This window comes from Streptomyces sp. NPDC048278, assembly GCF_040652195.1.
Lineage (GTDB): Bacteria > Actinomycetota > Actinomycetes > Streptomycetales > Streptomycetaceae > Streptomyces.
This window is the reverse complement of the sequence record NZ_JBEZLP010000035.1, coordinates 44194-70863: the sequence shown is the minus strand read 5'-3', so window position 1 is coordinate 70863 and position 26670 is coordinate 44194. Positions and strand designations below refer to the sequence as shown.

37 protein-coding genes are annotated in these 26670 nt (G+C 70.9%); 23 read left to right on the top strand and 14 right to left on the bottom strand.

Going from position 1 to position 26670, the window contains the following annotated elements:
- Positions 1–176 precede the first annotated feature (176 nt).
- Positions 177–1967 carry an ABC transporter ATP-binding protein gene (locus tag AB0D74_RS40370; protein ID WP_362598524.1) on the top strand — a complete coding sequence of 597 codons (1791 nt, stop codon included), beginning with the start codon at positions 177–179 and terminating at the stop codon, positions 1965–1967.
- Here the strand turns inward: AB0D74_RS40370 and AB0D74_RS40365 are convergent.
- Both AB0D74_RS40365 and AB0D74_RS40360 read right to left on the bottom strand, forming a co-directional pair.
- On the bottom strand, positions 1957–2706 hold the full coding sequence (locus tag AB0D74_RS40365; protein WP_362598657.1) for a response regulator transcription factor: 750 nt from the start codon (positions 2704–2706) through the stop codon (positions 1957–1959). The genes AB0D74_RS40370 and AB0D74_RS40365 overlap by 11 nt on opposite strands.
- 64 nt (positions 2707–2770) lie before the next feature.
- Entirely contained in the window at positions 2771–3511 is a 741-nt protein-coding gene (locus tag AB0D74_RS40360) for a PH domain-containing protein (protein WP_362598521.1), read from the bottom strand.
- A 234-nt stretch (positions 3512–3745) separates the two neighbouring features.
- Between AB0D74_RS40360 and AB0D74_RS40355 the strand changes: the two genes are divergently transcribed.
- From AB0D74_RS40355 to AB0D74_RS40345, 3 genes are all read left to right on the top strand, one after another.
- Positions 3746–4393 carry a Uma2 family endonuclease gene (locus tag AB0D74_RS40355; protein WP_362598518.1) on the top strand — a complete coding sequence of 216 codons (648 nt, stop codon included), beginning with the start codon at positions 3746–3748 and terminating at the stop codon, positions 4391–4393.
- A gap of 68 nt (positions 4394–4461) precedes the next feature.
- The gene (locus AB0D74_RS40350; protein ID WP_362598515.1) at positions 4462–4752 is read left to right on the top strand and encodes a hypothetical protein; all 291 of its coding nucleotides are present in this window, start codon (positions 4462–4464) and stop codon (positions 4750–4752) included.
- On the top strand, positions 4749–5147 hold the full coding sequence (locus AB0D74_RS40345; RefSeq protein WP_362598512.1) for a hypothetical protein: 399 nt from the start codon (positions 4749–4751) through the stop codon (positions 5145–5147). The genes AB0D74_RS40350 and AB0D74_RS40345 overlap by 4 nt, the downstream gene beginning before the upstream one ends.
- Positions 5148–5162: 15 nt before the next feature.
- Here the strand turns inward: AB0D74_RS40345 and AB0D74_RS40340 are convergent, their stop codons facing one another.
- Entirely contained in the window at positions 5163–5438 is a 276-nt protein-coding gene (locus AB0D74_RS40340) for a hypothetical protein (RefSeq protein WP_362598509.1), read from the bottom strand.
- A gap of 23 nt (positions 5439–5461) precedes the next feature.
- On the opposite strand from AB0D74_RS40340, the gene AB0D74_RS40335 reads away from it, so the two are divergent.
- From AB0D74_RS40335 to AB0D74_RS40320, 4 genes are all read left to right on the top strand, one after another.
- Positions 5462–6286, top strand: coding sequence for a helix-turn-helix transcriptional regulator (locus AB0D74_RS40335; RefSeq protein ID WP_362598506.1), 825 nt, complete (start codon positions 5462–5464; stop codon positions 6284–6286).
- Positions 6283–6504 (top strand): DUF397 domain-containing protein, encoded by a 222-nt coding sequence (locus AB0D74_RS40330; protein WP_362598503.1) that lies wholly within the window; start codon positions 6283–6285, stop codon positions 6502–6504. Before AB0D74_RS40335 ends, AB0D74_RS40330 begins: the two co-directional genes overlap by 4 nt.
- A gap of 136 nt (positions 6505–6640) precedes the next feature.
- Positions 6641–6997, top strand: a complete 357-nt coding sequence (locus AB0D74_RS40325) for a DUF6247 family protein (RefSeq protein ID WP_362598501.1) — start codon at positions 6641–6643, stop codon at positions 6995–6997.
- On the top strand, positions 6994–7287 hold the full coding sequence (locus AB0D74_RS40320) for a hypothetical protein (protein WP_362598498.1): 294 nt from the start codon (positions 6994–6996) through the stop codon (positions 7285–7287). The genes AB0D74_RS40325 and AB0D74_RS40320 overlap by 4 nt, the downstream gene beginning before the upstream one ends.
- On the opposite strand, the gene AB0D74_RS40315 is transcribed toward AB0D74_RS40320, so the two are convergent.
- The 6 genes from AB0D74_RS40315 to AB0D74_RS40290 all read right to left on the bottom strand — a co-directional run bounded on the left by AB0D74_RS40315 (position 7262) and on the right by AB0D74_RS40290 (position 13088).
- Positions 7262–8716 carry a HAMP domain-containing sensor histidine kinase gene (locus AB0D74_RS40315; protein ID WP_362598495.1) on the bottom strand — a complete coding sequence of 485 codons (1455 nt, stop codon included), beginning with the start codon at positions 8714–8716 and terminating at the stop codon, positions 7262–7264. The two genes, AB0D74_RS40320 and AB0D74_RS40315, sit on opposite strands and share 26 nt — an antisense overlap.
- Positions 8713–9447 (bottom strand): response regulator transcription factor, encoded by a 735-nt coding sequence (locus AB0D74_RS40310; protein ID WP_362598492.1) that lies wholly within the window; start codon positions 9445–9447, stop codon positions 8713–8715. Before AB0D74_RS40310 ends, AB0D74_RS40315 begins: the two co-directional genes overlap by 4 nt.
- Before the next feature lie 102 nt (positions 9448–9549).
- Positions 9550–9783, bottom strand: coding sequence for a hypothetical protein (locus AB0D74_RS40305; protein WP_362598489.1), 234 nt, complete (start codon positions 9781–9783; stop codon positions 9550–9552).
- Between the two features lie 31 nt (positions 9784–9814).
- Complete coding sequence (locus tag AB0D74_RS40300) at positions 9815–10942, bottom strand: trypsin-like peptidase domain-containing protein (RefSeq protein ID WP_362598486.1); 1128 nt, start codon at positions 10940–10942, stop codon at positions 9815–9817.
- A gap of 227 nt (positions 10943–11169) precedes the next feature.
- On the bottom strand, positions 11170–12192 hold the full coding sequence (locus AB0D74_RS40295) for a LacI family DNA-binding transcriptional regulator (RefSeq protein WP_362598484.1): 1023 nt from the start codon (positions 12190–12192) through the stop codon (positions 11170–11172).
- Positions 12193–12299: 107 nt separating this feature from the next.
- Positions 12300–13088 (bottom strand): response regulator transcription factor, encoded by a 789-nt coding sequence (locus AB0D74_RS40290; RefSeq protein ID WP_362598481.1) that lies wholly within the window; start codon positions 13086–13088, stop codon positions 12300–12302.
- Positions 13089–13267: 179 nt separating this feature from the next.
- Between AB0D74_RS40290 and AB0D74_RS40285 the strand changes: the two genes are divergently transcribed.
- The 8 genes from AB0D74_RS40285 (at position 13268) to AB0D74_RS40250 (ending at position 18759) form a co-directional block, all read left to right on the top strand.
- Positions 13268–14104 (top strand): alpha/beta fold hydrolase, encoded by an 837-nt coding sequence (locus tag AB0D74_RS40285; protein ID WP_362598478.1) that lies wholly within the window; start codon positions 13268–13270, stop codon positions 14102–14104.
- A 75-nt stretch (positions 14105–14179) separates the two neighbouring features.
- Positions 14180–14434 (top strand): MoaD/ThiS family protein, encoded by a 255-nt coding sequence (locus tag AB0D74_RS40280; protein WP_362598474.1) that lies wholly within the window; start codon positions 14180–14182, stop codon positions 14432–14434.
- Between the two features lie 9 nt (positions 14435–14443).
- The gene (locus AB0D74_RS40275) at positions 14444–15571 is read left to right on the top strand and encodes a hypothetical protein (protein ID WP_362598471.1); all 1128 of its coding nucleotides are present in this window, start codon (positions 14444–14446) and stop codon (positions 15569–15571) included.
- A gap of 306 nt (positions 15572–15877) precedes the next feature.
- Positions 15878–16615 carry a DUF2993 domain-containing protein gene (locus AB0D74_RS40270; RefSeq protein ID WP_362598468.1) on the top strand — a complete coding sequence of 246 codons (738 nt, stop codon included), beginning with the start codon at positions 15878–15880 and terminating at the stop codon, positions 16613–16615.
- A gap of 201 nt (positions 16616–16816) precedes the next feature.
- On the top strand, positions 16817–16897 hold the full coding sequence (locus tag AB0D74_RS40265) for an Ms5788A family Cys-rich leader peptide (protein WP_350751515.1): 81 nt from the start codon (positions 16817–16819) through the stop codon (positions 16895–16897).
- A gap of 124 nt (positions 16898–17021) precedes the next feature.
- Positions 17022–17861 carry a sulfurtransferase gene (locus AB0D74_RS40260; RefSeq protein ID WP_362598465.1) on the top strand — a complete coding sequence of 280 codons (840 nt, stop codon included), beginning with the start codon at positions 17022–17024 and terminating at the stop codon, positions 17859–17861.
- Positions 17862–17912: 51 nt separating this feature from the next.
- Entirely contained in the window at positions 17913–18200 is a 288-nt protein-coding gene (locus tag AB0D74_RS40255; protein WP_093501297.1) for a DUF1416 domain-containing protein, read from the top strand.
- Between the two features lie 298 nt (positions 18201–18498).
- Positions 18499–18759 (top strand): DUF3099 domain-containing protein, encoded by a 261-nt coding sequence (locus tag AB0D74_RS40250; RefSeq protein ID WP_362598461.1) that lies wholly within the window; start codon positions 18499–18501, stop codon positions 18757–18759.
- A gap of 102 nt (positions 18760–18861) precedes the next feature.
- On the opposite strand, the gene AB0D74_RS40245 is transcribed toward AB0D74_RS40250, so the two are convergent.
- Positions 18862–19224 carry a DsrE family protein gene (locus AB0D74_RS40245; RefSeq protein WP_046732507.1) on the bottom strand — a complete coding sequence of 121 codons (363 nt, stop codon included), beginning with the start codon at positions 19222–19224 and terminating at the stop codon, positions 18862–18864.
- Positions 19225–19244: 20 nt separating this feature from the next.
- Complete coding sequence (locus AB0D74_RS40240) at positions 19245–19904, bottom strand: LUD domain-containing protein (RefSeq protein WP_362598456.1); 660 nt, start codon at positions 19902–19904, stop codon at positions 19245–19247.
- Between the two features lie 251 nt (positions 19905–20155).
- Between AB0D74_RS40240 and sigJ the strand changes: the two genes are divergently transcribed.
- Entirely contained in the window at positions 20156–21070 is a 915-nt protein-coding gene (sigJ, locus tag AB0D74_RS40235; RefSeq protein ID WP_362598654.1) for an RNA polymerase sigma factor SigJ, read from the top strand.
- On the opposite strand, the gene AB0D74_RS40230 is transcribed toward sigJ, so the two are convergent.
- On the bottom strand, positions 21067–21495 hold the full coding sequence (locus AB0D74_RS40230; RefSeq protein ID WP_362598453.1) for a VOC family protein: 429 nt from the start codon (positions 21493–21495) through the stop codon (positions 21067–21069). The two genes, sigJ and AB0D74_RS40230, sit on opposite strands and share 4 nt — an antisense overlap.
- A gap of 97 nt (positions 21496–21592) precedes the next feature.
- Here AB0D74_RS40230 and AB0D74_RS40225 point away from each other — a divergent pair, with 97 nt between their 5' ends.
- A complete protein-coding gene (locus tag AB0D74_RS40225; RefSeq protein ID WP_362598450.1) occupies positions 21593–22192 on the top strand; it encodes a TetR/AcrR family transcriptional regulator in 600 nt (199 codons plus the stop codon).
- 30 nt (positions 22193–22222) lie between these two features.
- Here the strand turns inward: AB0D74_RS40225 and AB0D74_RS40220 are convergent, their stop codons facing one another.
- The gene (locus AB0D74_RS40220) at positions 22223–22591 is read right to left on the bottom strand and encodes a hypothetical protein (protein WP_362598447.1); all 369 of its coding nucleotides are present in this window, start codon (positions 22589–22591) and stop codon (positions 22223–22225) included.
- A gap of 176 nt (positions 22592–22767) precedes the next feature.
- Here AB0D74_RS40220 and AB0D74_RS40215 point away from each other — a divergent pair, with 176 nt between their 5' ends.
- From AB0D74_RS40215 to AB0D74_RS40205, 3 genes are read left to right on the top strand one after another with little or no spacing between them, the layout of a single operon-like run.
- Positions 22768–23610 (top strand): helix-turn-helix transcriptional regulator, encoded by an 843-nt coding sequence (locus tag AB0D74_RS40215; protein WP_362598444.1) that lies wholly within the window; start codon positions 22768–22770, stop codon positions 23608–23610.
- The gene (locus tag AB0D74_RS40210) at positions 23592–23786 is read left to right on the top strand and encodes a DUF397 domain-containing protein (RefSeq protein ID WP_362598441.1); all 195 of its coding nucleotides are present in this window, start codon (positions 23592–23594) and stop codon (positions 23784–23786) included. Before AB0D74_RS40215 ends, AB0D74_RS40210 begins: the two co-directional genes overlap by 19 nt.
- Positions 23786–24535, top strand: coding sequence for a maleylpyruvate isomerase family mycothiol-dependent enzyme (locus tag AB0D74_RS40205; RefSeq protein ID WP_362598438.1), 750 nt, complete (start codon positions 23786–23788; stop codon positions 24533–24535). Before AB0D74_RS40210 ends, AB0D74_RS40205 begins: the two co-directional genes overlap by 1 nt.
- A gap of 6 nt (positions 24536–24541) precedes the next feature.
- Here AB0D74_RS40205 and AB0D74_RS40200 read toward each other — a convergent pair whose 3' ends face one another.
- Positions 24542–25390 (bottom strand): LysR substrate-binding domain-containing protein, encoded by an 849-nt coding sequence (locus AB0D74_RS40200; RefSeq protein ID WP_362598651.1) that lies wholly within the window; start codon positions 25388–25390, stop codon positions 24542–24544.
- 107 nt (positions 25391–25497) lie between these two features.
- Here AB0D74_RS40200 and AB0D74_RS40195 point away from each other — a divergent pair, with 107 nt between their 5' ends.
- Together AB0D74_RS40195 and AB0D74_RS40190 are read left to right on the top strand one after the other, a co-directional pair.
- Positions 25498–25977, top strand: coding sequence for a cupin domain-containing protein (locus tag AB0D74_RS40195; protein ID WP_362598436.1), 480 nt, complete (start codon positions 25498–25500; stop codon positions 25975–25977).
- On the top strand, positions 25974–26333 hold the full coding sequence (locus tag AB0D74_RS40190) for a DoxX family protein (RefSeq protein ID WP_362598433.1): 360 nt from the start codon (positions 25974–25976) through the stop codon (positions 26331–26333). The genes AB0D74_RS40195 and AB0D74_RS40190 overlap by 4 nt, the downstream gene beginning before the upstream one ends.
- The last annotated feature ends 337 nt before the right edge of the window (positions 26334–26670 follow it).

The following is a 26670-nucleotide window of genomic DNA, read 5'->3' as shown; positions in this document are numbered from 1 at the left end:
AAGCCGGCCCCGGCCCCGAAGAAGCCCGCGCCGAAGAAGCCGGAGCCGAAGCGTCCCGTCGGCGACCAGCACTGAGGTACGCAGTGAGGCGGGGTCACCGGTTACGCGTGGTCGCACCGGTGGCCCCGCCTCGGCCATGTCCGTACCGACACCGTCCCCGAAGGGAGTTGTAGACCATGAGAGAGGCCCGTACGGCCTTCCGCCGCTTCTGGCCGCTGACCCGCGGCGACCGCAGGTGGCTGTGGATGATCATCGCGTGTGTCGTGGTGTCCGCGCTCGCCGAGACCGCCGCGATCCTGCTCTTCGCGAACCTCACCGACAACGCCCTGGCGGCCGGTTCGCTCTCCGCCTTCTGGGGCCCGGCCGGCGCCTGGCTGCTGGTCGCCGCGGTGGGCGCGCTCGTCGGCTACCTCGGCAACTCGCTGGCCACCTGGACCGCCGAGAGATTCGTCCTGCGGCTGCGCGCCAAGGTCTTCCGGCACGTCCAGGACCTGCCCCCGCACTTCTTCCAGAAGCACCGCCAGGGCGACCTGGTGGAACGCCTCACCGGTGACGTCGAGGCCATCGAGCAGATGGTCGTCTCCGGCGTGGTCGGCACCGTCGCCGCCGCCTTCTCCGCCGTCTTCTACGCGACCGCCGCGTTCTGGCTGCGCTGGGACCTGGCCCTGGCCACCTTCGTCCTCGCGCCCCTCTTCCTCTTCGCCGCCCGCCGCTTCTCCGGCCGGATCAGGACCGCCTCCCAGGACGAGCGGGTCGCCGACGGCGCGATCACCTCCGTGGTGGAGGAGTCCCTCGGCAACGTCGTCCTCACCCAGGCCTACAACCGCCGCCGGGACGAGGAGAAGCGCCTCGACGTCGAGGCCCGCGCCTGGATGCGGGCGAGCGTGCGCGGCGCCCGCCTCAGCGAGATGTACGCGCAGTTCGTCGAGGTCGTGGAGACCGTGTGCGTCCTGTCCGTCATCGGCCTCGGAGTGTGGGAGATCTCCGCCGGCCGCATGACCCTCGGCCAGCTCCTCGCCTTCGCCGCCTTCCTCGGCTACCTCTACCCGCCGATCCGCAACCTCGGCCAGCTCGGCCTCACCCTCACCGCCGCCACCGCGGGCGCCGAGCGCATCGGCGAGATCCTGGACGCCGAGCCCGCCGTCACCGACCCCGCCGCACCCGTCGGCCCCTGGCCGGTCCGCGGCTGGGTCAGCTTCCACCACGTCTCCTTCCGCTACCCGGAGTCCCCCCGGGCCTCCCTGCGCGACGTCGAGTTCGCGGCGGGCCCCGGCGAACTGATCCTGGTCACCGGCAGGAGCGGCGCCGGCAAGTCCACCCTCTCCAAGCTCCTCACCCGCTTCTACGACCCCTCGGCCGGCGTGATCTGCCTGGACGGCGTCCCGCTCACCGACCTCCCCCTGGAGTTCCTCCGTGAGAACGTCGCCCTGCTCCCGCAGCAGACGCTGATCCTCAACGGCACGGTCCGCGAGAACATCGGGTGCGGACGCCCCGGCGCGACGGACACCGAGATCGAGCAGGCCGCCCGCGACGCCGCCGCCCACGACTTCATCACCGCCCTCCCCGAGGGCTACGACACCCACATCGCCCCCGGCACGGCCGCCCTCTCCGGCGGCCAGCTGCAACGCATCGCCATCGCCCGCGCGATGCTCCGCGCCGCCCCGGTCCTCGTCCTCGACGAGCCGACGGCCGGCCTGGACGCGATCGCCGCCCGCCAGGTCGTCGCCCCCCTGCGCAGGCTCATGGCCGGCCGTACGACCATCATGATCACGCACGACCTCACCCTCGCCCCCGACGCCGACCGCATCCTGGTCGTCGACCGCGGCCGTCTGGTGGAGGCCGGCACCCACGCCGAACTCCTCGCCCGCGACGGCGCCTACGCGGCCCTGGCCCACCCGCTCCCCGAGACGATCGCGGCGGAGTCGGCGGCGCCGGTCCCGGACGAGACGATGATCCTCAGGTGGTGACCCGGCTGGCGGGAACCGTCCGCAGGGTGTACCCCATCCCGCGCACGGTGTGGATGAGCCGCGGTTCGCCGCGGCTCTCCAGTTTCCGCCGCAGGTACATGATGTAGACGTCCAGCGTGTTGGACGCGGGCGCGAACTCGAAGCCCCACACGTCCCGCAGGATCCGCTCCCGGCTGAGCACCCGCCCGGGCTGCCGCAGCAGGAACTCCAGCAGCGCGTACTCGGTCTTGGTCAGGTCGATGGCCTGCTCCCCACGGTGCACGGTCCGGGCGCGCAGGTCCATCGAGACGTCGTCGAACCCGAGGTGGCGGTCCCCGCTCGGATCCGCCCCCTCCGCCCCCTCCGCCCCCTCGCGCCGCGGGCTGCGCCGCAGCAACGCCCGTACCCGGGCGAGGAGTTCCTCGGCGGCGAACGGCTTGGCCAGATACCCGTCGGCCCCGTTGTCGAGGGCCACGATGCGGTCCCCCACGGCATTCCGCCCGGTGATCATGAGAATCGGCACGGTGGACCCGGACGCCCGGATCCGCCGGGTGGCCGCCAGCCCGTCCAGGCCCGGCATCTCCACGTCCATCAGCACCAGGTCGGGCGCGCTCTCCGGAGCCCCGACGAGATCGAGCGCCACTCTGCCGTCCCCGGCGAGGACCGTCTCGTACCCCTCGAACCTGAGCAGCCGGCCGATCCCGTCCCGCACGGCCGCGTCGTCGTCGGCCAGCAGGATCTTCCTCGCCATCTGAGCCATCTCAGCCATCTGACAAAAGTGTGACGAGGGACTGTGACGGGGCTGGGCGGGGGATGTGGATGGGCTACGGCTGCCGGGCCGGGGTGCGTGGCGGCCGGATGCGCCAGTACCGGTCGAGCCCGGCGGCCAGGGCGACGCCCGAGGCCAGGGGCACGCACACCATCAGCACGAACGGATGGTCCGGGCGCCCCGTGGCGACCCACCAGATGTCGACCACGAACGAGACGAAGAAGACCCCGAGCGCTCCGTACGCCCCCCACGTTCCGGCCTTGCGCCGCACGGCCCCGCGCAGGATCCGCTCCTCGACGTCCGGGCGGCGCTCCCAGGTGAGGCTGCGCAGCGGGGCGGCGGCCAGGCACAGCTCCGCGACCTCGGCGTAGGGGTCGTCCACCTGCCAGTCGTCGAGGTGCGGCAGCAGGAAGCGGCGGCCCTGGAAGTCGTACAGGTAGGTGAGCCACTGGGGGGCCGCCCGCCCGGAACCGCGCGGCGCCTGCTCGACCCGGATGTCGTACACCTCCGACCAGGCCCAGGTCCGCGCCCGCACCGGCCCCTGCGCGGTGATGCCGGCGGCCGTGACCCGGGTGCGCGCCCGGAACTGCTCCAGCGCGATCCGCGCGATCGCCAGGAACACGACCAGCCCGAAGACCGGCGGCCCCCACCAGTCCCTGCCACTGCCCCCGTCGGCGGAGACCCGGTTGGTCTGGACGAACGCGTTCACCAGCAGCAGCCCCAGAAGCATGAGCTGTGCCCGGGGCTGCTTCCGCCGCTTCCGGTACTCCCGCTCGACGACTCCACCCTCGTCCACGATCCGAACCCCTCCCCACACGCACCGAACGGGTGCGCGACTGGGGAGAGGATAAGGCTGCTTCCCGAGGCGTCAGGAGGCGGCTCGGACCGACCGTCGGCGGACCGTTTCGTTATCGCTCGAACGGGTGGTCTGGAGTCATATCACCAGGTCACCGGTCTCGTCCGACCTACCGTGATCGCGTTGCTTGTGCCGCAGTCACGCCAAGCCCACACTTGATGAGGAGGTGCCACCTTGACCGCTCTCGCACAGGAGAGGCCCGAGACCATGTCCGAGGCTTCGGCTGACATCGTGAACGTTCCCGACCTGGACGAGGTCCTGTGGCAGGCATGGAAGGCCATGGAACTCCCCGAGGGCTACCGCGCTGAGATCATCGAGGGAGCCATCGAGGTGTCGCCCACCGGACGCTTTTCCCACGCCCAGATCGTGAACCGACTGCGGGACGCGCTGGCGATCTTTCTGCAGGACAGTGAATGCGGCGCTTGGAACGATACGAACGTGATCCACGCCCGCAAGGCATGGATTCCGGATGGGTTCGTGGCGCCTCGCGACGCGGAGCTGGTTGAGGAAGAAGACGGTCTCGGTGTGAAGGCCTCGGCGGTCGGCGTGGTTTTCGAAGTCGTTTCTCCTGGCAAGCGCAACCAGGACCGCGACCGCATCCGCAAGCGCCGTGAGTACGCCCGCGCCGGTATCCCGGTCTACGTCGTCATCGACGACCATGACAGCCACGGCACCGTAACCGTCCTCACCGAACCCGAACCCGAGCGGGCCGAGTGGGTGGGAGTCCACCGCGTCCCCTACGGCACCGAGGTCACCATCTCCGACGGGCCCGCCAAGGGCTTCGTGATCGGGGAGGCGATCACGGGCCCGAAGCGCGGGTGAGTGCCACGAACGGGTGAAGCCGACGAAAGAAGGCTCCGCCCGTTTTATGGGGTGGCTATGGTGGAGCCATGACCGACACCACCACGATCCAGGTCTCCCGGCAGGCCCGAGATCACCTGGCGCAGATCGCCAAGGAAAGGGGGCTGACTCTGGGGCAACTCGTGGACGAACTTGCGGCCCAGCAGCCCACGGCCGGGCAGATCGCCGAGCGACTCGCCGCCGATCGCCAGGTGGTGCGGGATGTCATCGGGCTCGACATCAGCGACGAGGAGTTCGAACGGGCTCCTGACGTGCTGGGCAACATCCGTCGCATTGCCGCGGAGAAGGCGCGCGCGGCCAGGGGAACCGCTGCGGCGTGATCATCCTCGACACCAGCGCGACCCGCGCATTGGCGGCCGGCCACAAGACGCTGAACCTCCTGGCCGCGAACATGGCGCGCACCCCCGGCGATCTCCTGCGCATCCCGGCGCTCTGCCTCATGCAGGCCGAGTCGGAGGACGAGGGAACCGCACACCGCGCCCTCGCCTTCTCGTCCGTCGAGGTCGACGCGCTGAACACGGCCGCAGCGGCCACGGTCGGAACCATGATCCGAGACGGCTACGGCGGAGCCGACACCTGCCACGCCCTGTATGCGGCGTTGCCGCGCCCCGACTTCAACGGGATGTCGATCCTCCTGACGGACCGTGAAGACCGCTATCCACCGGGGGTCGTTGCCATCGACATCGACTCCCCGGGAATGCTCGGCTTCTACTGAGTCCCGGAAGCGATCTCACCCGCCGTGCTCCAGCAGGCGCCCGCCGCGGCTGACCGCGATCCGGATCACGTCTTCCAGAGACTCGGTCGCCCTGGTCAGCGCGGACCGTACGGCAAACTCACCCGCCTTCTCGTCGGCGAGCACGGCCCTGGCCCCGGCCAGTACGTCCTTGCCCGAGGCGAGTTGAGCCACCTCGACGCTGTCCGCGAGGAGGGAGAGGCTGCTTCGGTGGTCGTCGGCGCTGAGGTAGCAGGGGTGGCCGTCGAGGTTGGTCCAGGGGAGGAGGCGCATGCCGGGCAACGGGGAGAGGTGACGTGGGCGAACAAGCTGACGCGGGGCCGGTTTCCGGGCGGGCCGTGCTGGGCCAGACCCTGAGGGTGCTGCGGGACAAGGCCGGGAAGTCGCTGGGGCAGCTGGCCGCCGAGACGGGGTACGACAAGAGCTACCTGAGCCGGCTGGAGTCCGGGGAGCGGCTGTCCAAGGTGACGGTGATGGAGGACCTGGACGGGTATTACGGCACCGGTGATCTGCTGGTCAGCCACTGGAGAGTGGCGAGGCTGGACGCGTTCAAGGACCAGTACAAGGAGTTCATGGGGCTGGAGGCGACGGCCCGGGTCATGTGGAAGTTCTCGCCGGGCATTCCCGGACTGCTCCAGACCGAGGACTTTGCCCGTGAGGTGTTGTCCGGGGCGCTGGCAACGGCTGACGGAGACGAGTCGGTCGAGGAGCAGGTGGCGGCACGACTGGGCAGGCAGTACCTCCTGAGTCAGAAGCCGCAGCCCGAAGTCCGGCTCATCGTGGACGAGTTCGCCTTCCGGCGCCCCGCCGCGCAAGGCCAGACCTGGCAGGACCAGCTGCGCCATCTTGAGGTTGCCGCGCAGTGGCCCAACGTGACGCTCCAGGTACTCCCCTTCTCCGCGGGGGCACACCACCATATGAGCGGGTCGCTGACGCTGCTCTGGCAGCGGGACGGAAGCGCTGTCGCCTATACGGAAGGCAACAGCAAGGGTTGGCTGTTCGAAGATCCGGACGACATCCTTCGGGAACGACTGTCCTACGATCGGCTCCGCGACCTGGCACTGTCCCCGCCGGACTCGCTCGCGTTCATCAGGGGCCTACTGGAGGAGCACGGATCATGACCCGCACCCCCGACCTCAGTAACTCCGTATGGCGCAAGTCGAGCTACAGCGACGGGGGAGACAACAACTGCGTCGAGGTCGCCGACGGCCACCCCGGCATAGTCCCCGTCCGGGACAGCAAGCTCCCGGCCGTCTGTCCTCTCCTTTTCTCGGCCGCGTCCTGGTCCGTGTTCGTGGCCGGGGTCAAGGGAGAGGCCGGTCGGCGCACATTCGGGTGACATATGCCCGAAGTCCTGATATTCGAGGCGTTGCCGCCCACACGCTGGATCCCGTGACCACGACACGAACGACTGATCCACGGAGTGCGGGGCGGCTATGGTCGTAGACCTGAAGCGTCGCAGGAGGGCATCGGTCATGACCGGTCACACCACGGAGAACGACCAGGTCATCCCGCCGATGCCGGAGCGGACACCGAAGGCGCTGCGCGCGGCCATCGCGGAGCACGCCCCCGTGCTGCTTCCGGACTTCGACAGGCACTGGAAAAGGGCAATTGCCTCAAGTGCCGACACCTTCAACCTTCCCCCTGTGCCGGCGTTCATGGCCTTCTGGTGGGGTGAGTACGCGCTCGCCCGCGATCCCGAGCTGGACGCACATGTGCACGATCTCGAAATCCGGGCCTCGGAGTCCACCGACGGCGCCGAAGCCAGGGCCCTTCTCGAAGAGGCCTCGAAGATCCGTCACCGAGTGCGGAAACTGGAGCCCGGCGAGTGACCGACGGCGGCCACGTTCGTGAGATCGTCCGCGCCGCGCGGGCTGAGTTGGTCACCGCGAAGGATCCTTATTTCCGAGGTATCGAGATGGACGCCTGCCTCCCCAACGGAATGACGGTCACGCCGGTCCGATCCAGTGATCCGAAGGGCCCTCGTGTGCTCTTCTTCGACTACGAGAACGGCTGGCTCAAGTACACGTTCGTACCCCGTCTCGAAGACCCCCAGATCATCGTGGAAGAGCTTTTCTGGATGGGAGGCGAAGCGCCTACGGAACCTCTGGCGGAGCCGTAGGCGCCCCCGGCAGCCGTACCGTCGCCACCGTGCCGCCGCCGTCGGCGCGGGCCAGGGTGACGTCGCCGCCGGCCTGCTGGACCGTGCGGGCCACGATGGAGAGGCCGAGGCCGGAGCCGGGGAGGGCGCGGGCGCTCGGGGAGCGCCAGAAGCGGTCGAAGACGTGGGGGAGTTCATCCTCGGCGATGCCGGGGCCGTGGTCGCGGACGGTGAGGACGCCGCGGTCCAGAGCGACGTCGATCTTGCCGCCCTCCGGGCTGAACTTCACCGCGTTGTCGAGGATGTTGACGATCGCGCGCTCCAGGGCGGAGGGCTCCGCCCGTACGAACCACGGCTGGACGTCCGCCGTGATCGTCAGCTCCGGGCCGCGCAGGCGGGCGCGGCGCAGGGCCGCCTCGACCGTGTCCTGAAGGGCCACCACCTGGACGCGTTCGCCTCGCTGGCCCTCCGAGCGGGACAGCTCCTGGAGGTCGCCGATCAGCGACGCCAACTCCGTCATCTGCGCCTTCACCGAGGCGAGCAGCGCCTTGCGGTCCGCCAGGGGGATGGGGCGGCCCGTCTCCTCGCTGCGGGTGAGGAGCTCGATGTTCGTACGGAGCGAGGTGAGGGGGGTGCGGAGCTCGTGGCCGGCGTCCGCGATCAGCTGCTGCTGGAGCTCCCGGGAGCTCGCCAGCGAACTGTTCATGCTGTTGAAGGAGCGGGAGAGACGGGCGATCTCGTCGTCCGACTCGTCCTCCACGGGGATGCGGACGCTGAGGTCCTCGGTACGGGCGACGTGCTCGACGGCCTCCGTGAGCTTGTCGACGGGGCGCAGACCGGCACGAGCGACGGCGAGGCCAGCGGCTCCGGCGCCGAGGACTCCGATGCCGGAGACGAGCAGAAGAACCAGTGCCAGCTCGTTGAGGGTGGACTGGGTGCCCTTCAAGGGAACGGCCACCATCAGGGCTGTGCGGGAGCTGGTCCCGGTATTGGTGTCCGTGACGATGAACGGAGCCGGAAGGGTCAACACCCGCACGGCGTTGCCCTTGTTGTCGACGCCGTTGCGGAGAAGGCCCTTGTTGCTGCTCGCTTCCTTGATGACGTCCTTGTCGGCCTGGGTGACCTTGATGGTGCCCGCCGAGTTCTGGCTGACACAGACGGTGCCGTCAGCCTTGATCGCCTGGGAGTAGCTGTTCCGGAACCCGGTGACCGTGCCCTGCGTGGTGTGCTGGCAGTTCTTGAGGGCATCCGCGATATCGCCGAGCTGCGGACCCCGCATGCCCGACACCTTCTGGAGGTCGTTGTCGACCTGGTTGTACAGCTGCCCCTGCACGATGAACCAGCACGTCACCGACACCGCAGCCACCGCGAACGCCACCGCTGCCGCGACCAGCATCGACAGGCGGGCGCGGAGGGGGAGGGTGCGGAAGCGGGCGGTGAGCCTGTTCACTCGGCGCCGCCCTGGCGCAGGACGTACCCCACGCCGCGCACGGTGTGGACGAGGCGGGGCTCGCCGCCGGCCTCGGTCTTGCGGCGGAGGTACATGACGTAGACGTCGAGGGAGTTCGAGGAGGGCTCGAAGTCGAAGCCCCAGACGGCCTTGAGGATCTGCTCGCGGGTGAGGACCTGGCGCGGGTGCGCCATGAACATCTCCAGGAGGGTGAACTCCGTGCGGGTCAGCTCGACCTGGCGGCCGGACCGGGTGACCTCGCGGGTCGCGAGGTCCATGCGCAGGTCGCCGAAGGTGAGCGCCTCGTCCTCCTGGACGCCTTCGGAGAGCGAGGCCGCGTAGGAGCTGCGGCGCAGCAGCGCACGGATGCGGGCGAAGAGTTCGTCGAGTTCGAAGGGCTTGACCAGGTAGTCGTCGGCCCCGGCGTCGAGCCCGGTGACGCGGTCGCCGACCGTGTCGCGGGCCGTGAGCATCAGGATCGGGGTCGTGTCGCCCGCCCCGCGGATACGGCGGGCGGCCGTCATGCCGTCCATGCGCGGCATCTGGATGTCGAGGACGATCAGGTCCGGCTTGTAGGCGGTCGCCTTCTCCAGTGCGTCCGCGCCGTCCACCGCGACCTCGGTCTCGTACCCCTCGAAGGCGAGGCTGCGCTGGAGCGCCTCGCGTACGGCCGGCTCGTCGTCGACGATCAGGATGCGCTGGGGTTCACGGTCGCCATCGGCGGGGCTCATCGCTCGCGTTTCCTCGGGGTGCGGTGGGTCTGGGTCGGGACGCCTCTCAGCCTCGCATGTTTCTCGGCTGTCGGGTATGCACGCTGGTGGGGCGGTACGCCCCTAGCCGCGGACCAGGGTCATGCGGCTCAGCGGCACCTTGCGCTGGTGCGGCCGGGCCGCCGAGGTGCGCAGGCCCATCAGCTGCGGGGCCGGTGCGACCTCCGGGGCGCGCGGGGCCGGGGTCGGGGCCACCGCCGCCTCCGTCGGTGCGTGGAGCTCGTACGCCACGGCGAGGGCCAGGCTGAACCCGGCCGGGCTGTCGGCGGGCATCGTGTGCGAAACCTGCTTGATCATGACGTACTCCCTACGTGCTCGTGCCGGTGGTTCAGCTGGTGGAGCCCGACCGCAGCTTGGCCAGGTCGGACTTGACGGTGTTGATCGGGATGGCGAAGCCGAGGCCGACGCTGCCCGCGTCCGAGGAGGACGAGGAGGAGGACGAACTGGCCGAGTACATCGCGGAGTTGATGCCGACGATGTCGCCGCTGGCGTCGATCAGCGCGCCGCCGGAGTTGCCCGGGTTGAGGGACGCGTCGGTCTGGATCGCCTTGTAGGTCGTGGTGGACGAACCGGTGTCGCCGTTGAACTGCTGGCCGCCGAAGGAGAACGGCCACTGGCCGCTGCCGCCGCCCTGCTGCTCCTGCTGCTGGCCCTCGTCGGTGGAGACGGTCACGTCCCGGTTGAGCGCGGAGACGATGCCGCTGGTGACGGTGCCGGTCAGGCCCTCAGGGGAGCCGATCGCGACGACCGTGTCGCCGACCTGGACGCCGTCGGAGTTGCCGAGGACGGCGGGGGTGAGGCCGGAGGCGCCTTCGAGCTTGAGGAGCGCGAGGTCCTTGGAGCTGTCGGTGCCGACGACCTTCGCGGTGTACGACTTGCCGTCGCTGGTGGAGACCTTGACCGACTGGGCGCCCGAGATCACGTGGTTGTTGGTGACGATCTCGCCGTTGCTGGTGATGATGACGCCGGAGCCGGTGGAGGTGCCGTTGCTGAGGGTCGCGTTGACCTCGACGACGCTCGGGCTGACGGCGGCGGCGATGGTGGCGACGTCGCCCTTCTTGCTGGAGGGCACCACGCTGGTGGTGGTGCTGCTGGAGACGACGTCGTTCTTGCCGGTCAGCTCCTGGAAGGCGTACGCGGTGCCGCCGCCGACGGCCGCCGCGACGATGGCGACCGCGGCGAGGAGGGCTATCGGGCCGCGGGTGCGCTTCTTGGGGGCCGAGTGCGTTCCGTGCTCCGCCGGGTGCTCCGCGTCGAGGCCGACGGTGGGGAGTACGGCCGTGCCGTCGGCGGGCGCCGACGGCTGCTGCGTCGGCTGGTGGGTGGGCGGGGGCGGCCACTCCGGGTTGACGGGGGAGGAGGCGTGCTGCTGCTGGGGGTACGCGCCCTGGTAGGCGTCACCCTGGGGACCCTGCGGGTTCTCGTACTCGCCGCTGCGGCGGAAGCTCTCGGTCATGACAAACAGCTTGTCCCGCGACCATGAGAGCTCCCTGAGTGCCCGCTGAGAACGCCGCGAGAAGCTCGTTTGCCCGATGTAAGGAACCTTCTCGCAGGTCGCGGACGGTTCTCATGGGCCGTTCATGAAGGTGTTCCTGTGGGTGCGCGCCGGTGGGGGCTGGTCGCGCAGTTCCCCGCGCCCCTAAAGGGGCGCTCAGCGCATCGCCCTGCTTTTAGGCCGAAGTACTACTGGCACCCGCAGGACCCACGCACCACCAGCCGCGACGGAAACGTCTTCAGGCGTTCCCGTCGCGACCCCGCCACCCGCAGACTGTCGTCGAGGACCAGGTCCACCGCCGCCCGGGCCATCGCCGGGCGGTCCGAGGCGATCGTCGTCAGCGGGGGATCCGCCAGCGCCGCCTCCTTGATGTCGTCGAAGCCGGCCACCGCCAGCTCCCCGGGCACGTCGATGCGCAGCTCCCGCGCCGCCCGCAGGACGCCGAGGGCCTGGTCGTCGGTGGAGCAGAAGATCGCCGGGGGACGGCTGGGTCCGGCGAGGATCTCCAGGGCGATCCGGTACGCGTCGTACCGGTTGTACGGCGCCTCGAACAGCCGGTCCTCCGTCGGCAGGCCCGCCTCGGCCATCGCCCGCTTCCAGCCCTCGACGTGGTCGGAGACCGGGTCGCCGACGGCCGGCGTCTCCGCCGTGCCGCCCAGACAGGCCACGTACTCGTAGCCGTGCTCCAGCAGATGACGGACGGCGAGCTGGGCGCCGCCGAGGTCGTCGGTCACCACCGCCACGTCGTCGATCGCCTCGGGCCGCTCGTGCAGCAGCACCACCCGGGCGTCCCAGGCCTCGATCTCGGCCGCGGCCAGGTCGTTCAGCGCGTGGGAGACGAGGATGAGGCCGGAGACCCGCATCCCGAGGAACGCGCGCAGGTAGTGGACCTCGCGCTCGCCCACGTAGTCGGTGTTCCCGACCAGCACCATCTTTCCGCGCTCGGACGCGGCCTGCTCGACCGCGTGCGCCATCTCGCCGAAGAACGGCTGACGGGCGTCGGGAATGATGAGGCCTATGAGGTCGGTGCGCCGGGACGCCATCGCCTGGGCGACCCGGTCCGGGCGGTACCCCAGCTCCTTGATCGCCGCGAGGACACGCTCGCGCGTGGCCGGGGCGACCGGCCGGGGTCCGTTGTTGATGACATAACTGACAACGGCGGTGGAAGTCCCCGCCAGCCGCGCCACATCATCCCGAGTCACCTTGGCCACGCGCGGAGTCTACGCGGATGGACCCGCTCTGGGCAGGGCGAATCGAAGCTTCGCTTGCGTAAGCAATGCCCCGTCCGGGCGACGGCCACCCCTCGCCCGGACGACGACTACGCCTCCGCCGGTACCTCGACCGCGTCCAGGGCCGCCGATGCGTCCGCATCCTCCGGCTTTGGCCGCTCCGCGTGCGCCTTGGCCGCGTCGGCGGCCCGCTCGCCCCGGTCGCCCTTCTCGGGCGTAACGAATCGATAACCGACGTTCCGGACGGTTCCGATCAGGGACTCGTGCTCCACGCCGAGCTTGGCGCGCAGCCGTCGTACGTGTACGTCGACGGTCCGGGTTCCGCCGAAGTAGTCGTAGCCCCAGACCTCCTGGAGCAGCTGTGCGCGAGTGAACACCCGGCCGGGATGCTGGGCGAGGTATTTCAGCAGCTCGAACTCCTTGAAGGTGAGGTCGAGGACCCGTCCCTTCAGCTTCGCGCTGTAGGTCGCCTCGTCGACCGACAGGTCGCCGTTGCGGATCTCCATCGGGGAGTCGTCGGCGACGATCTGCTGCCGGCCCATGGCCAGCCGCAGCCGCGCCTCGACCTCGGCGGGACCCGCCGTGTCGAGGAGGACGTCGTCGATGCCCCAGTCGGCGGTGACGGCGGCGAGCCCGCCCTCCGTCACGACGAGGATGAGCGGACAGCCGGGCCCGGTGGAGCGGAGCAGCTGGCAGAGGCTGCGGACCTGCGGGAGGTCGCGGCGGCCGTCGATCAGGATGACGTCGGCACCCGGGGTGTCGACGAGTGCGGGCCCTTCGGCCGGTGCGACCCGCACGTTGTGCAGGAGCAGGCCGAGAGCCGGCAGCACCTCCGTCGACGGCTGGAGGGCGTTGGTCAGGAGCAGCAGAGAACTCATATGTCTGGTTCCTCCTCGGTCCCTGCGAGGACTGTGTGCAATGACACTGCGCTGCGCTCCCGAGACTCCGTACATCGCAGGTCACCTGGAGTTTCCCGCTTCGTATACAGCCCTTCCGAAAGCACAAAAGGACCCGGTGGCGGCGCTGCCCGAGTCCTCTGCCCAGCAGAATAGCCCACATGAGCATCGGTCCGGCAGGTCATGTGGCACGTTCCGCCGTTCGTCCGACATATGAGACGAGCAGAAACGCCTCTATGCGGACGTTTCTGCGCACGGACGACGGGGTTTCCATCGATTCCGTATACGATCCCGCCTCCGTCGTATACGACGGTTCCCGGCCACCTTCCCGTGACCTGGTGTTCGTCATGGCCCACGGGTTCACGGGAGACGTGGACCGGCCACACGTACGACGGGTGGTGGCCGCCCTCACGGATTACGCGCCGGTGGTCAGCTTCTCCTTCCGCGGCCACGGCAGGTCCGCCGGCCGCACCACCGTCGGCGACCGCGAGGTCCTCGACCTGGCGGCGGCCGTGGCCTGGGCCCGGGACCTCGGCCACGCGCGCGTCGTCACCGTCGGCTTCTCGATGGGCGGCTCGGTGGTCCTGCGGCACGCGGCGCTGCACGCCGGAGTGGACGCGGTCGTCTCCGTCTCGTCCCCCGCCCGCTGGTACTACCGGGGCACCGCCCCCATGCGCCGCGTCCACTGGCTGGTCACCAGACCGGAGGGCCGGCTGGTCGGCCGCTACGGCTTCCACACCCGTATCCACTACCGCGACTGGGACCCGGTGCCGCTCTCCCCGGCGGAGGCGGTGCCGAAGATCGCCCCGACCCCGCTGCTGATCGTGCACGGCGACAGCGACGGCTACTTCCCGGTCGACCATCCCCGGATGCTGGCCGACGCCGCAGGTGGCGGGGCCGAACTCTGGCTGGAGCCCGGCATGGGCCACGCGGAACACGCGGCGGACGATGCGCTGCTGGCCAGGATCGGCGACTGGGCGGCGTCCCGGGCGGGCTAGCCTGACCCAGTACACAGCCGTACCCAGCCGGGTACACGGCCGACTGATGAACTTCCGAGTCTCCCGAGGAACCGCATGCCCAAGGTCACGGTGCGCTACTGGGCCGCCGCGAAGGCCGCGGCCGGCATCGCCGAGGAGCCGTACGACGCGGACACCCTCGCCGAGGCGCTGACCGCGGTGCGCACGCGACACCCCGGGGAACTGGCGCGCGTCCTGCGGCGATGCTCCTTCCTCGTCGACGGTGACCCCGTGGGCACGCGCGGACATGAGACGGTACGGCTGGCCGAGGGCGGCACGGTCGAGGTGCTCCCGCCGTTCGCAGGAGGGTGAGCGAGAGCGATGACCAACCAGCCGTACGAGCCGTACGAGGGCTACGACCCCTACCAGCAGCAGCCGCCCGCGCAGCCGCAGTGGGGGTACGACGAGCAGCAGTACGCCACGCAGCAGTGGCAGGGCCAGACCTGGGAGACGCAGACGCACGCCCCGGTGCAGGCGGCGGCCGTCCCGCCGACGGCGCCGGCCGCGGAGACGGCGTACCTGCCGCCGCAGTCGTACGAACGGCCGTACGTCGCCGAACAGCAACCGCAGCCGCAACCGCAGCCGCAGGGGCAGCCGCAGCAGGTGTACGGCGCCCCCCGGGCCGCCGCTGACCCCGCTCCCACTCCCGCCCCCGCCGACCCTGACTCGGGCTACGGTCCCGCCACCCTCGCCGGCAACGCGCGCGTCACGGACGCCCAGCGGGCCCGTCTGGAGGGCCGCTCGCCGATCATCGAGCCCGGCATGCAGCCGGCGCTGCTCACCGCCCTGCTGGGCGTGCTGCTGGCGGCGACGGCGCCGATCTCCTCGTACGCCCTCGTCGTCCCCCTGGTGATCCTCCAGGCCGTGACGGCGGCGGGCTGGTTCCGGCTGAACGGCATGTGGCCGGCCCGGCAGGGCATCGCCCTCGCCTTCCTGGGCGGGGTCACGGCGGACGTCGCGGTCCTGGTGGCCGGCCGCGACCAGGCCCCGGCGGCGATCCTCGGCCCGCTGGGCGTCTGGGTGCTGCTCACCCTCGTCCTCCAGCTGCGCTCGCACGCGGACCCCGACACCCGTATGTACGGCCTGATGGCCACGGTCGCCTCCTCGGCGCTGGCGATCATCGCGACGGGGTACCTCGGCGCGGACCCCGACACGGTGTCGGTCGGCGCGGCGGCGGTCGCGGTGGCCGTCCTGGCCCGGGCGCTGCCCCTGCCGACCCCGGCCTCGGTGGTCGTGTCCCTGTTGGCCGCGGCGGGCGCGGGCATCGCGGTGGGCGGCATGACGGGGCTGGGCACGAAGGGTGCCCTCATTGGAGCGTCGGCCGGGGTCTGCGCCCTCGTCGGCCACCGCGCAGCGAGCTACGACTACCCGTCGAGGTTCGTCCACTTCACCGCCGGCGTCGCCCTCCCCCTGACCGCAGCGGCCCCGGTGGTGTGGATCCTCCACTAGCCCCTCCGGGGGCGAGGCCGAAAGACCTTCCCCACCCACCCACCCGTCTCGGTTGGTAGAGAGGGCGAGGCCGAAAAGCTTTTCCCACCCACCCGCCCGTCTCGGTTGGTAGAGAGGGGGCGGTCGTAGTGGCCCGTAAGGGGCGCGGGGAACTGCGCGACCAGCCCCCACCGGGCCGCGCTCGAAAGCGGCCCCCCGCCCCGCGGAACATGTCACAGGTGCTCGACAATTCTGCGTCGGCCCGCTCCCGCAGGGTTAGCGTGGCGGCACCGACGTGAGCAGCCGACCCCGGGGGAAACCGACCACATGCGTGCACTACGAATCCTTCTGATCACCGTCGTGGTCCTCGGCGTCCTCTTCGTGATCGTCGACCGCGTCGCGGTCCACTTCGCCCAGGGCGAGGCCGCCGGCAAGCTGAAGACGACGGAGGACCTCGCGAGCACCCCCGACGTCTCCATCAAGGGCTTCCCCTTCCTCACCCAGGTCGCGAGCGGCACCCTCGACGACGTGCACGTCGGCATCAAGGACTACGACGCCACCACCGGCACCGCCGGCAAGACCATCCGTATCCAGGACCTGAACGCCGACATGAAGGACGTCACCTTCACCGGCGACTACAGCTCCGCCACCGCGCAGACCGCCACCGGCACCGCGTTCATCTCCTACGCCGAGCTGCTGAAGGACGCCCAGACCGAACCCACCGACCTCGGCCTCGGCTTCACCGGCCAGGTCGTCGGTCTCGCCGACGGCGGCAACGGCAAGATCAAGGTCACCGTCGACGTCACCGTCCCCGGCGTCAGCGCCCACCAGAAGGTGAACGTCCTGAGCACGGTCACCGTCAAGGACAACACCGTGCAGGTGCACGCCGACAACCTCCCCAAGCTCGCCGGCATCGGCCTCGCCGAGGACCGCTTGCGGCAGGCCGCCGACTTCCAGCAGGCGATCGACCGGCTCCCCGGCGGCATCAAGCTGGACAAGGTCGAGGCGCAGAAGGCCGGTGTGGAGATCGCGGTGAAGGGTTCGAACGTCCTGCTCGCCGGGTAGGAGGCGGCACGGCGGCCACCGGCGCCGTTCCACCACGCGAGACGGCCGCGTCCGTACCGTAGATGTGGTGACCGATACAGGCACCCGGCCGCCCCGGAACCACGCCTCGGGCCCTTCCGGCGTCTCGCAATTCGGACGATCGCGTCTCACCATACGACATGCCGGTGACATGCCCCGTTATCCGTCCCTACGATCGAGCCCATGAAGCGTCAGGCGGATCTCACGAAGCGGCGGGCAGTCGACCTGTGCCGCGTCGCCGCCATGCTCTGTCGCCCCTTCTGACGGCGGAGGCCGTGCCGCCTCCGCATCCCCCCTGCCCTCCTTCGCCGAGGGCATCCGTGCGCGCCGACGCGCGCACCACCCGCACTCGCACGCCCCGCCGTATCTGCCCCGGAGGAGAAAGAGCATGAGCCGCAGCGACGTCCTGGTCGACGCCGACTGGGTCCAGGACAACCTGGACAACCCCGAGATCGCGATCGTCGAGGTGGACGAGGACACCTCCGCCTACGAGAAGAACCACATCCGCAACGCGATCCGCATCGACTGGACCAAGGACCTTCAGGACCCGGTCCGCCGCGACTTCATCGACCAGGAGGGCTTCGAGAAGCTCCTGTCGGCGAAGGGCATCGCCAACGACACGCTGGTGATCCTCTACGGCGGCAACAACAACTGGTTCGCGTCCTACGCCTACTGGTACTTCAAGCTCTACGGCCACGAGAACGTCAAGCTCCTCGACGGCGGTCGCAAGAAGTGGGAGCTGGACGCCCGCGAGCTGGTCGAGGAGGTCCCGGACCGCACCGAGACCACCTACACCGCCAAGCCGCAGAACACCGCGATCCGCGCCTTCCGCGACGACGTCGTGGCGGCCATCGGCGCGCAGAACCTCGTCGACGTCCGTTCCCCCGACGAGTTCTCCGGCAAGCTGCTCGCCCCGGCCCACCTGCCGCAGGAGCAGTCCCAGCGCCCCGGCCACGTGCCCTCGGCCCGCAACATCCCGTGGTCGAAGAACGCCAACGACGACGGCACCTTCAAGTCGGACGACGAGCTCAAGGAGCTCTACGCCGACGAGCAGGTCGACCTCGCCAAGGACACCATCGCGTACTGCCGCATCGGCGAGCGCTCGGCCCTGACCTGGTTCGTCCTGCACGAGCTGCTCGGTGTCGAGAACGTCAAGAACTACGACGGCTCCTGGACCGAGTACGGCAGCCTCGTCGGCGTCCCGATCGAGCTCGGCGCCAACAAGTAGGACCCCGCAAGTCCCCTCAGACCGACCGTTCAAGACCTCTGGAGTATCAGCATGTGTGGAGCGAAGGCCGGCGGCCCGGACCCCTCGACGATCAAGCCCGGTGAGACCACGATCCAGGGTCAGGTGACGAAGGACGGCGAGCCCGTGGTCGGCTACGTCCGCCTGCTCGACTCGACCGGCGAGTTCACCGCGGAGGTCCCCACCTCCGCCACCGGACAGTTCCGCTTCTACGCGGCGGAGGGCACCTGGACCGTCCGCGCCCTCGTCCCCGGCGCCACCGCCGACCGCACGGTCGTCGCCCAGCAGGGCGGCCTCGCCGAGGTCGCGATCGCGGTCTGAGCACACCCCGCAAGGGCCGCGCCTCCCAGTCCCCGGACCGGAAGGCGCGGCCCTTGTCGGCTCTGTGGCGGGCGTAGGTCCGGGGGGTTCCGTCGTGGCGCCGGAGTCGCTGTGCCGACCTACCCTGGATGCATGCTGGCCCGTCGCCGTCGCGTCGCCCCCTCTTGACGCGTCCCTCGCACTGCTTCGCAGGCTTCGGGGCCGCTGCGCCGGACTCCGTCCGTCGGTTCTGTGGTGGGCGTAGGCCCGGGGGTTCCGTCGTGGCGCCGGAGTCGCTGTGCCGACCTACCCTGGATGCATGCTGGCCCGTCGCCGTCGCGTCTACTTCGTCATGATGGGGATCTGCATCGGTCTCTTCGTCCTGGCGTGGGGTGTCGTACGCATCTGGTCCGTCCCCGCCGCCGTGGGGATGTGCGTGGTGGCCATGGTCATCCCGCCGGTCGCCGCGATGGTCGCGAACCGCCGCGGTCCCGACGACCGCTGGTGGGACGACCCCTCCGGCGACCCCCAGTCGGACGAGTGGTGGGACGAGCTGGACGGCAAGAAGCGGCGCCCCTAGGGGCGCGGGGCTGTATCCACATGCGGCTCCGCCGCGTGGGCGCGACCAGCCACGACGGCGCCGCGGACGGGAGACGGCACATCGCGGCCCCCCGCGGAGCGCTCAGTACACGAGCGCCTGCGTCCCCTCCGCCATCGCCTCCTGCACGAACACCTGCGCCCCCGCAATCCGCACGCCCTCGATGACGTCCTTCTCCGTGATGTCCCGGCGGGCCGCGCACTGCGTGCAGAGCGTGAGCGTGCCGCCGGCCAGGATCGAGTCGACCAGGTCGGGGAGCGGGGCCGCGTGGGGAAGTTCGAACTCGGCGGCCCGGCCCGGCAGGGCGAACCACGCGGACTCCCCGGTCAGCCACATCGACACCTCGACGCCGCTCGCCACGGCCACCGCCGCCACCGTGAACGCCTGCGAACACCGCTCGGGGGCGTCCGCCCCCGCCGTCACCTTGATCACCAGCTTCTTCGCCATACCGGAAGCGTAACCACCGGTCAGTATCCGACCGCCTCCCGGAGCAGCAGCACGGTCCCGCGCCCCGGACGGGGCTCCGCGTTGAGGACGAGCAGCTGGTTGACGGCACTGGGCGACCCGTACACCTCCCGGGCGCGGGCGTCCTCCAGCGGGAGGGCGTGTTCCTGGACGCGGCGCAGCGCCGTGTCCAGGTCGGGCACCACCTTCTGCGCGCCGACGACCCAGACCGCGTGGGCGGCCCCGCCCGCGTTGGCCGGGAGCTGGCTGCCGCTGCCCGAGGCGAGGACGAGCGAGCCGGTCTCGGTGACCGCGGCGACGCTGTTGACGACGTACTCGGGACTGGCGAGCAGCCTGCGGATCTCGTCGGCGCCGGTGGCCCGGTCGATGGCCAGGACGCGCGGCCGGACGGCGTCGTACCGGTCGCCGGTGTTGATGTCCTCGTCGATGCCGGACAGCCGGAGCGTCTCGCTGGCCCCGGTGAACACGGTGGCGCCCGCGGGGAGCAGCTCCCGGACACGGGCGCGCGCGGCAGCGGTGTCGTCCAGGATCTCGGCGGCGAACCCGTGGGCGCGGAGCGCGGCGGCCGTCCGTTCCAGCCGTTCGGCCGGGGCCGGTTCGGCGAACCCGACGCGCGGTGCCCCGGTCTCGTCCCGGTCCGCGACGACCTGGAAGTCGTTCATGAAAGTCCCCTCACCGTCGACGTGTTGTCGTCGTCCTCACCGGTACGACAAGACGGCCCCGCGGAATGTGAGGTGGCCCGGCGGCCTCACAATCCGGCGCGCTGTCCGGTCGTACCGGGTAGGGGCACAGCCACACGGGCGGGCGACGAGGGAGACGGCGGACCATGACCACGGGAGCCGAGCAGGGTGAGCAGGGTGGGCACGGCGGGCAGCAACAGGGCGCGGAGAGCGATCCGGGCCTCGGGGCGGTCATGAGCGAGCGGCGTCGGCTGATCAACCTCGCCTACCGGCTCCTCGGCTCGCTCGCCGACGCCGAGGACGTCGTGCAGGAGACCTACGCCCGCTGGTACGCCATGCCCGAGCCCGAGCGGCGGGCCGTCGCGGCGCCCGGCGCCTGGCTGACCACGGTCGCCAGCCGTATCTGTCTCAACCTGCTGGGCTCGGCGCGGGCCAGGCGGGAGACGTATGTGGGCGACTGGATCCCGGAACCGGTGCCCGAGCCCACGGAGTGGATCACCGCACGCTCCGGCGGGGCCGACCCGGCCGACCGGATCACCCTCGACGAGTCGGTGACCATGGCCTTCCTGGTCGTCCTGGACGCGATGACCCCGGCCGAGCGGGTCGCGTTCGTCCTGCACGACGTCTTCCGCTATCCGTTCGGCGAGGTCGCCGGGATCGTCGGCCGCACCCCGGCGGCCTGCCGCCAGCTGGCGTCCTCCGCGCGCCGCCGTATCCGCACCGCGCAGGCCCCGGCGGGGCCGGGCGCCGGGCAGGCCGGCATCGTCAGGCGGTTCCGGGCCGCGTGGGAGGCCAAGGACATCGACGCCCTGGTCGGCCTGCTCGACCCCGACGCCACCGCGACCGCCGACGGCGGCGGGCTGGCCGTCACCCACCTGGACCCGATCGTGGGCGGCGAGCGGATCGCCCGTGCGTACGCCGAGATCGCGCGCGTGGCGGGCCACCGTACGACGTTCCTGGAGTGCACGGTCAACGGTCTGCCCGGCCTGGTCGCGGAGCAGGACGGCGCCGTCGCGACCGTCTTCGCGTTCGAGATCGCGGGCGACCGGATCAGGCGCATCTGGGCGGTGCGGAACCCGGAGAAGCTCCGGCCCTGGCGGCTCGGACCGCCGCAGGAGGGGCGGGCCCGCGACGCCGGCCGGCTCTAGACCGGACCTGTCCGCGAAGTCCCGATCAGCTCCAGGAGGTTGCCCTCCGGGTCGGCGACGTACGCGTACCGCATGCCCGCGCTGACCCCGGGGGCGGGAGGCGACACCGGGGCCGCGCCGCATTCGCCGGTCAGCCGGGCGAACGCGCCGTCGAGGTCGGGGACCTGGAGGGCGAGGTGGGTGAAGGTCTGCACGGCGGTGGCGGCGAAGGGGTCGGCGGGCGCGGCCGGGCTCGACCCGGGCCGCTCCACGAACTCCACGCGCAGACCGTCCCCGTCGCTGAGGACGACGGTACGGACGCCCGCCTCGGGCAGTTCCAGGCGTTCGTCCACGTGGGTGAGCCCGAAGGCGCTGCCGTACCAGGCCTCCTGGGCGGTGAGGTCGGCGACGGAGAGGCTGACGTGGTGGAAACGGGCGGAGGGCATGGCGACTCCCATGGTCGACTGCGCGGCAGCGCGGCAGCACTGGGCAACGGCACTGGTTAATGCCGTTTACCTGGTAAGTGGTGTTAACCTTAACCCCATGAGCTCTCCCGTCAAGCGGCGCTCCACCGGCCACCACCACGGAGACCTGCGCAACGCCCTGCTGCGCGCGGCCCTCGAACTGGTCGGCGAGAAGGGCCCGCACGGCTTCACCCTGGCCGAGGCGAGCCGCCGGGCGGGCGTCAGCGTCGCGGCGCCCTACAAGCACTTCGCCGACCGCGAGACCCTGCTGGCCGAGCTCGCCACGCGGGGCTACCGCGAGCAGCGCGACCGCTTCGCCCGCGCGCTGGCCGGCAGCGCGGACCCGGTCCAGCAGCTGGCCGCCTTCGCCGCCGCCTACGTCCGGTTCGCCGCCGAGGAACCCGCCCTCTTCGACATCACCTTCCACGCGGGCCTGGACAAGTCCCGGTTCGCCGAGCTGGCCTCCGCCGGCGACGAGCTGACCGCTCTCCTGCTGCCGGTCGCCCGCCGGCTGGCCCCGGACCCGGACGACGCGTACGACCTGCTGCTCCGCGTCGCCGGTGCGGCACACGGCCTCGCCGTCTTCCTTCGCCAGGGCCTGTTCGGCGTGGGCAGCGGCGCCCTCGCGGACACGGAGGAGAAGGCCGCCCGCACGGCCCGGGCGATCACGCGGGGCTGAGCGCCGCGCGGGCCGCGAACGCGTGCCGGGTCACGAGTGCTCCGCCCGCTGGTGCTGGCGCAGCAGCACGTTCGCGTCGGTGGCCGCGCTGTGGTCGTAAGCGGCACGGGCGGTCTCCCGCAGGCCGTCGAGGTGCGCGCAGTCGGCGCAGCCGGGCACCGGCCACGGCGGGCGGCCGAGGTCCTCGGGGACCGGCGGCACCGCCCAGGTACGGTCGTTCGCCGCCCGCACGCCCGCGCTGAGCCGCTCTCTGTCGGTGGCCGGCCGCAGCGTCGACGGATGCGCCTGCCACTCTCTCCCTCCCCCCACGGGACGCAGCATCGCGTACGGCCCCGACCGGTCCCGGTACTCGCCGACCTGGTCGGTGGCGGTGTCGTAGAGCAGGGTTCCGGGCTCCATGGCATTCGCTCCTTTTGTCCAACATCTATACGAAATGCGAGAGTTGGACTACTCTGCGTGTCGAGGCTGCTACGAGGATGGCCATGAGGTGGGGGCGGCGCGCCGAGAAGGACCGGTTCTTCCCCGTCTGGCGGCGCTAATTCCACAAATTCCACGGGGAGTCAGGGAGGGGTCCGGTGCCGCAGAGGCGGGTGGTGACGGGACGCAGCCAGGAGCCGAGGCAGCGGTTCGCGGAGGAGCTGCGGTTGCTGCGGGCGGAGAAGGGGGTGAGCTTACGGGAGCTGGCCGAGCGGTTGGGCTGGGACCCGTCCCAGTTCGGGAAGCTGGAGAACGGGCACACGCTGGGCGGCCCCGAGGTGGTCCAGGCGCTGGACCAGTTCTACGGAACGCCGGGGCTGCTGCTGGCATTGTGGGAGCTGGCGATGGCGGATCCCGCGCAGTTCCGGGAGCGGTACCGGCGGTACATGGTGCTGGAGGCGGAGGCGGTGAGTATGTGGCAGTACTCGCCGAGCCTCCTCCCGGGCCTGCTGCAAACTCCTGAGTACGCGACGGAGTTGCTGAGGCAGGGTGGGCTGAAGGGTGACGAACTGGGAGCGCAGGTCGAGGCTCGTATGGGCCGACGTGAGGCGCTGCTGAGGGATGACTGCCCCCAGTTCCGCGCGATTCTCTCCGAAGCCGTACTGCGCACGCCGCTACAGGAACGCGACGAGTGGCAGGGGCAGTTGGAGCACCTGGAATTGATGAGTCACCGGCTCAACGTCACGATCCAGGTGCTGCCGATGTCCGTTGGTCTTCATGGTCTGACAAACACCCACACCATGTTCCTGCGTGGTCCCAGTGGGCAGACCGTGGCCTGGGTCGAGACCGGCTATTCCGGCGAACTCGTGCAAGAAACAGCCGCCGTCGAACACCTTCAGCTCCGATACGATCGGGTACGTGATTTGTCCCTATCCCCGGACGAGTCACGGCAGTTCATCGAGCGGATGCTGGAGGAAGCGCCATGCGAGTCATCGACCTGAGCGACATCACCTGGCGCAGGAGCAGCTACAGCAACCAAGACGGCGGCGAATGCCTCGAAGTCGCCACCGACATCCCCTCCCTCGTCCCCGTCCGTGACAGCAAGGACCCCTCCCGCGGGACCCTCCTCTTCGAGGCCTCCGCCTGGGCGGCCTTCGTCGAGCGGGTGGGGCGCTGATGTTGGACTACGGTCTCGACACCTCGGGATTAGAGCCGGACCTCGCTCTGCCCGACCTGGTGGCCGAAGGCGACGCGCTGGACGCGCTGGTGTCGGCGCAGGACGACTGGTCGCTGCCCACGCCGGCCGAGGGCTGGACGATCGCCCACCAGATCGCTCACCTCGCGGCGGCTGACGCGAACGTCCTGGTCGCCGTACGGAAGCCCGACGCGTTCGACGCGGGCGGGCACGATGCCGATCGCGACGCCGCCGAGGGTGCGGCGAGGCCCCGGTCGGCGTTGCTGGAGGAGTGGCGGGCGGGGCGGGCCGAGGTGGCGGCGGCGCTGTGTGACTTTGCACTGGACCGCGGCTTCCCCTGGTACGGCTCCCGGCTCACCGCGGCGCTCATGGTGCCGCTCCGGCTGATGGAGACGTGGGCGCACGGCCAGGACGTCTACGACACCCTCGGCGTCCCGCACCGCCCGACGGACCGGCTCCGGCACATCGCCTCGCTGGGCGTGATCGGACGCGAGCTGTCCTTCTACGCCGCCCAACTGCCTCTCCCCGCCGAGCCGTTCCGGGTCGAGCTGACCGGTCCCGACGGTCAGGCCTGGGGGTGGGGTCCCGAGGACGCCGTGCAGCGGGTCCGGGGCAGCGCCCTCGACTTCTGTCTCCGGGTCACGCACCGCAGGTCCCTCGCCGAGACCGGCCTCACCGCGGTCGGCGAGGACGCGCGGAAGTGGCTCGACATCGCTCGCGTCTTCCTCTGACCCCGATCAGCCGTAGGCCTCGGCCGCCACCTGCGCGAACGACCGCAGCAACGGATTCCCGTCCCCGTCCCGCCAGGCCAGCACCACCCGGCTGGGCGGCATGTCGTCCACCGGTACCACCACCAGTCCCTCCACCGGCGCATGGCCGGCCAGGGTCATGCCCACCGTGCCGTTCCACACCACCGCCTGTCGGCACTCCTGAACCGTGCGCACCACCGGCCCCTCCCGTACCTCTCCGCCGTGCCAGTAGGACTGCCACGTTCGGTCCGTGCCCTCCGGGAGCCGGAACCACCGCCGGTCGGCGAGGTCGGCCAGTCGCAGGCTCGCCCGGCCGGCCAGCGGGTCGTCGGCGCGGAGCAGCGCCCCCACCGGATCGGCCTGCAACTCCGTCACCACCAGCCCTGTTCCGTCGAACGGCGCGCGGGTGAGCGCGACATCGACGGCACCGGCGTGCAGCCCGCAGGTGGGGTCCGTCAGGTCGGTCTCGCGGATGTGGACCTCGACCCCCGGGTGACGTTCGCGGTACGCGTGCGCCAGTCGCCGTACGCCCGGATCCCGGCAGTCGCCCATGAGGCCGACGGTCAGCACGGCGTTCTCGGCCGCCGTCGCGACCCGCACGCGCAGCCGGTCGGCGTGGTCGAGGAGCGCGTGGGCCTCGTCGAGGAGGACGGTCCCGACGGGGGTCAGGGCGACCCCGGCCGGTGACCGCTCGAAGAGCAGCGCGCCGGTCTCGGTCTCCAGCGCCTTGATGGCGCGGCTCAGCGGGGGCTGGCTCATATGGAGCCGTGCGGCGGCCCGGCCGAAGTGGAGTTCCTCGGCGACCGCCACGAAATAACGCAACGTCCGTAGCTCTATCCGGTCCATGCGCTCCATACGCTCCATACAGCAACGATACCGACCGGGTATCGGGGCGGCGGAACAGGTCTTGGACAGCCGGACCGCCCCGGCCGTCGAATCGGAGCATGACGACTTACGACAGCAACGACCGTCCCGCGGTATCCGTCGTCGGGCCCGGCGACGGCGAGGTGCTGATGCTCGGCACGACCCGGATGCGGGTCCTGGAGGACGGCCGTACCACCGGCCACCGCCTCGGCCTCGCCGAGTCCGTCCTCGCGCCGCACACCCCCGGCCCGCCGCAGCACCGGCACGCCCGCCACGACGAGGGCTTCTACATCGTCTCCGGCTCGGTGCGCTTCACCGTCGGGGACGAGGAGCACGACGCCACCGCCGGAACCCTCGTCATGGTGCCGTCCGGCGCCCCGCACACCTTCGCCAACGTCACCGGCGAACCGGCCGTCATGGTCAGCACGTTCACGCCCGACCTGTACGTGCAGTACTTCCGGGACCTGCGCGACCTGTTCGCCACCGGTGAGGCGCCGGACCCGCGGGCGAGCGCCGGGATCATGAGCCGTTACGCCACCGAACCGGCCACCGGCTCATGAGCGTCGCCTACTGGATCGTCGCCGGTCTGCTCGCCCTCTTCTACCTCTACGCGGGCGGGCTGAAGGCCGTGGGGAGCAGGGAACGGCTGCTGCCGATGATGGCGTGGGTGGACGGCACACCGATGCCGGCCGTGCGGGCGATCGGCGGCGTCGAGATCCTCGGCGCGGCCGGCCTGGTCCTGCCGCGCCTGACCGGTGTCGCGCCCTGGCTGGGCCTGGCCGCCGCCGTGGGGTTCGCCGTGCTCCAGGTCGGCGCGGTCGGGGTCCACCTGAGGACGGGGGACCGCCAAGTGGCCCTCAACCTCACGCTTCTGCTCGCGGCGGGGGCGACTGCCTGGCTCGCGGCGGTGTCCTGATCGTGGTTGATCCTTGTACAACTCATGGAACGGACCATGAGTCTCCTGTGGCGCACGGATCGTGGAGAACCGGGCCACGGTCCGTACCGTCGCCGCCGCCGAGCGGGTGCTCAAGCCGTACGGCACCCGGCAGGCCGGAGTGACCCCGCGGGGGTGTACCTCGCCAGGAGCGCCGGGCCCGGGCCGCGTAAGCTGGGGCCCGGCTCTTGTACGTACGCCCGCCCTCGCTCAAGGAGCACCCGTGGAAGCCTTCTTCGAAACCCTGCTGGTCCTGGTCTGCGTCGGCGTCCTCGCCTTCGCCTGGCTGACCGTGAAGAAGCTGTACCAGGGCCAGCGC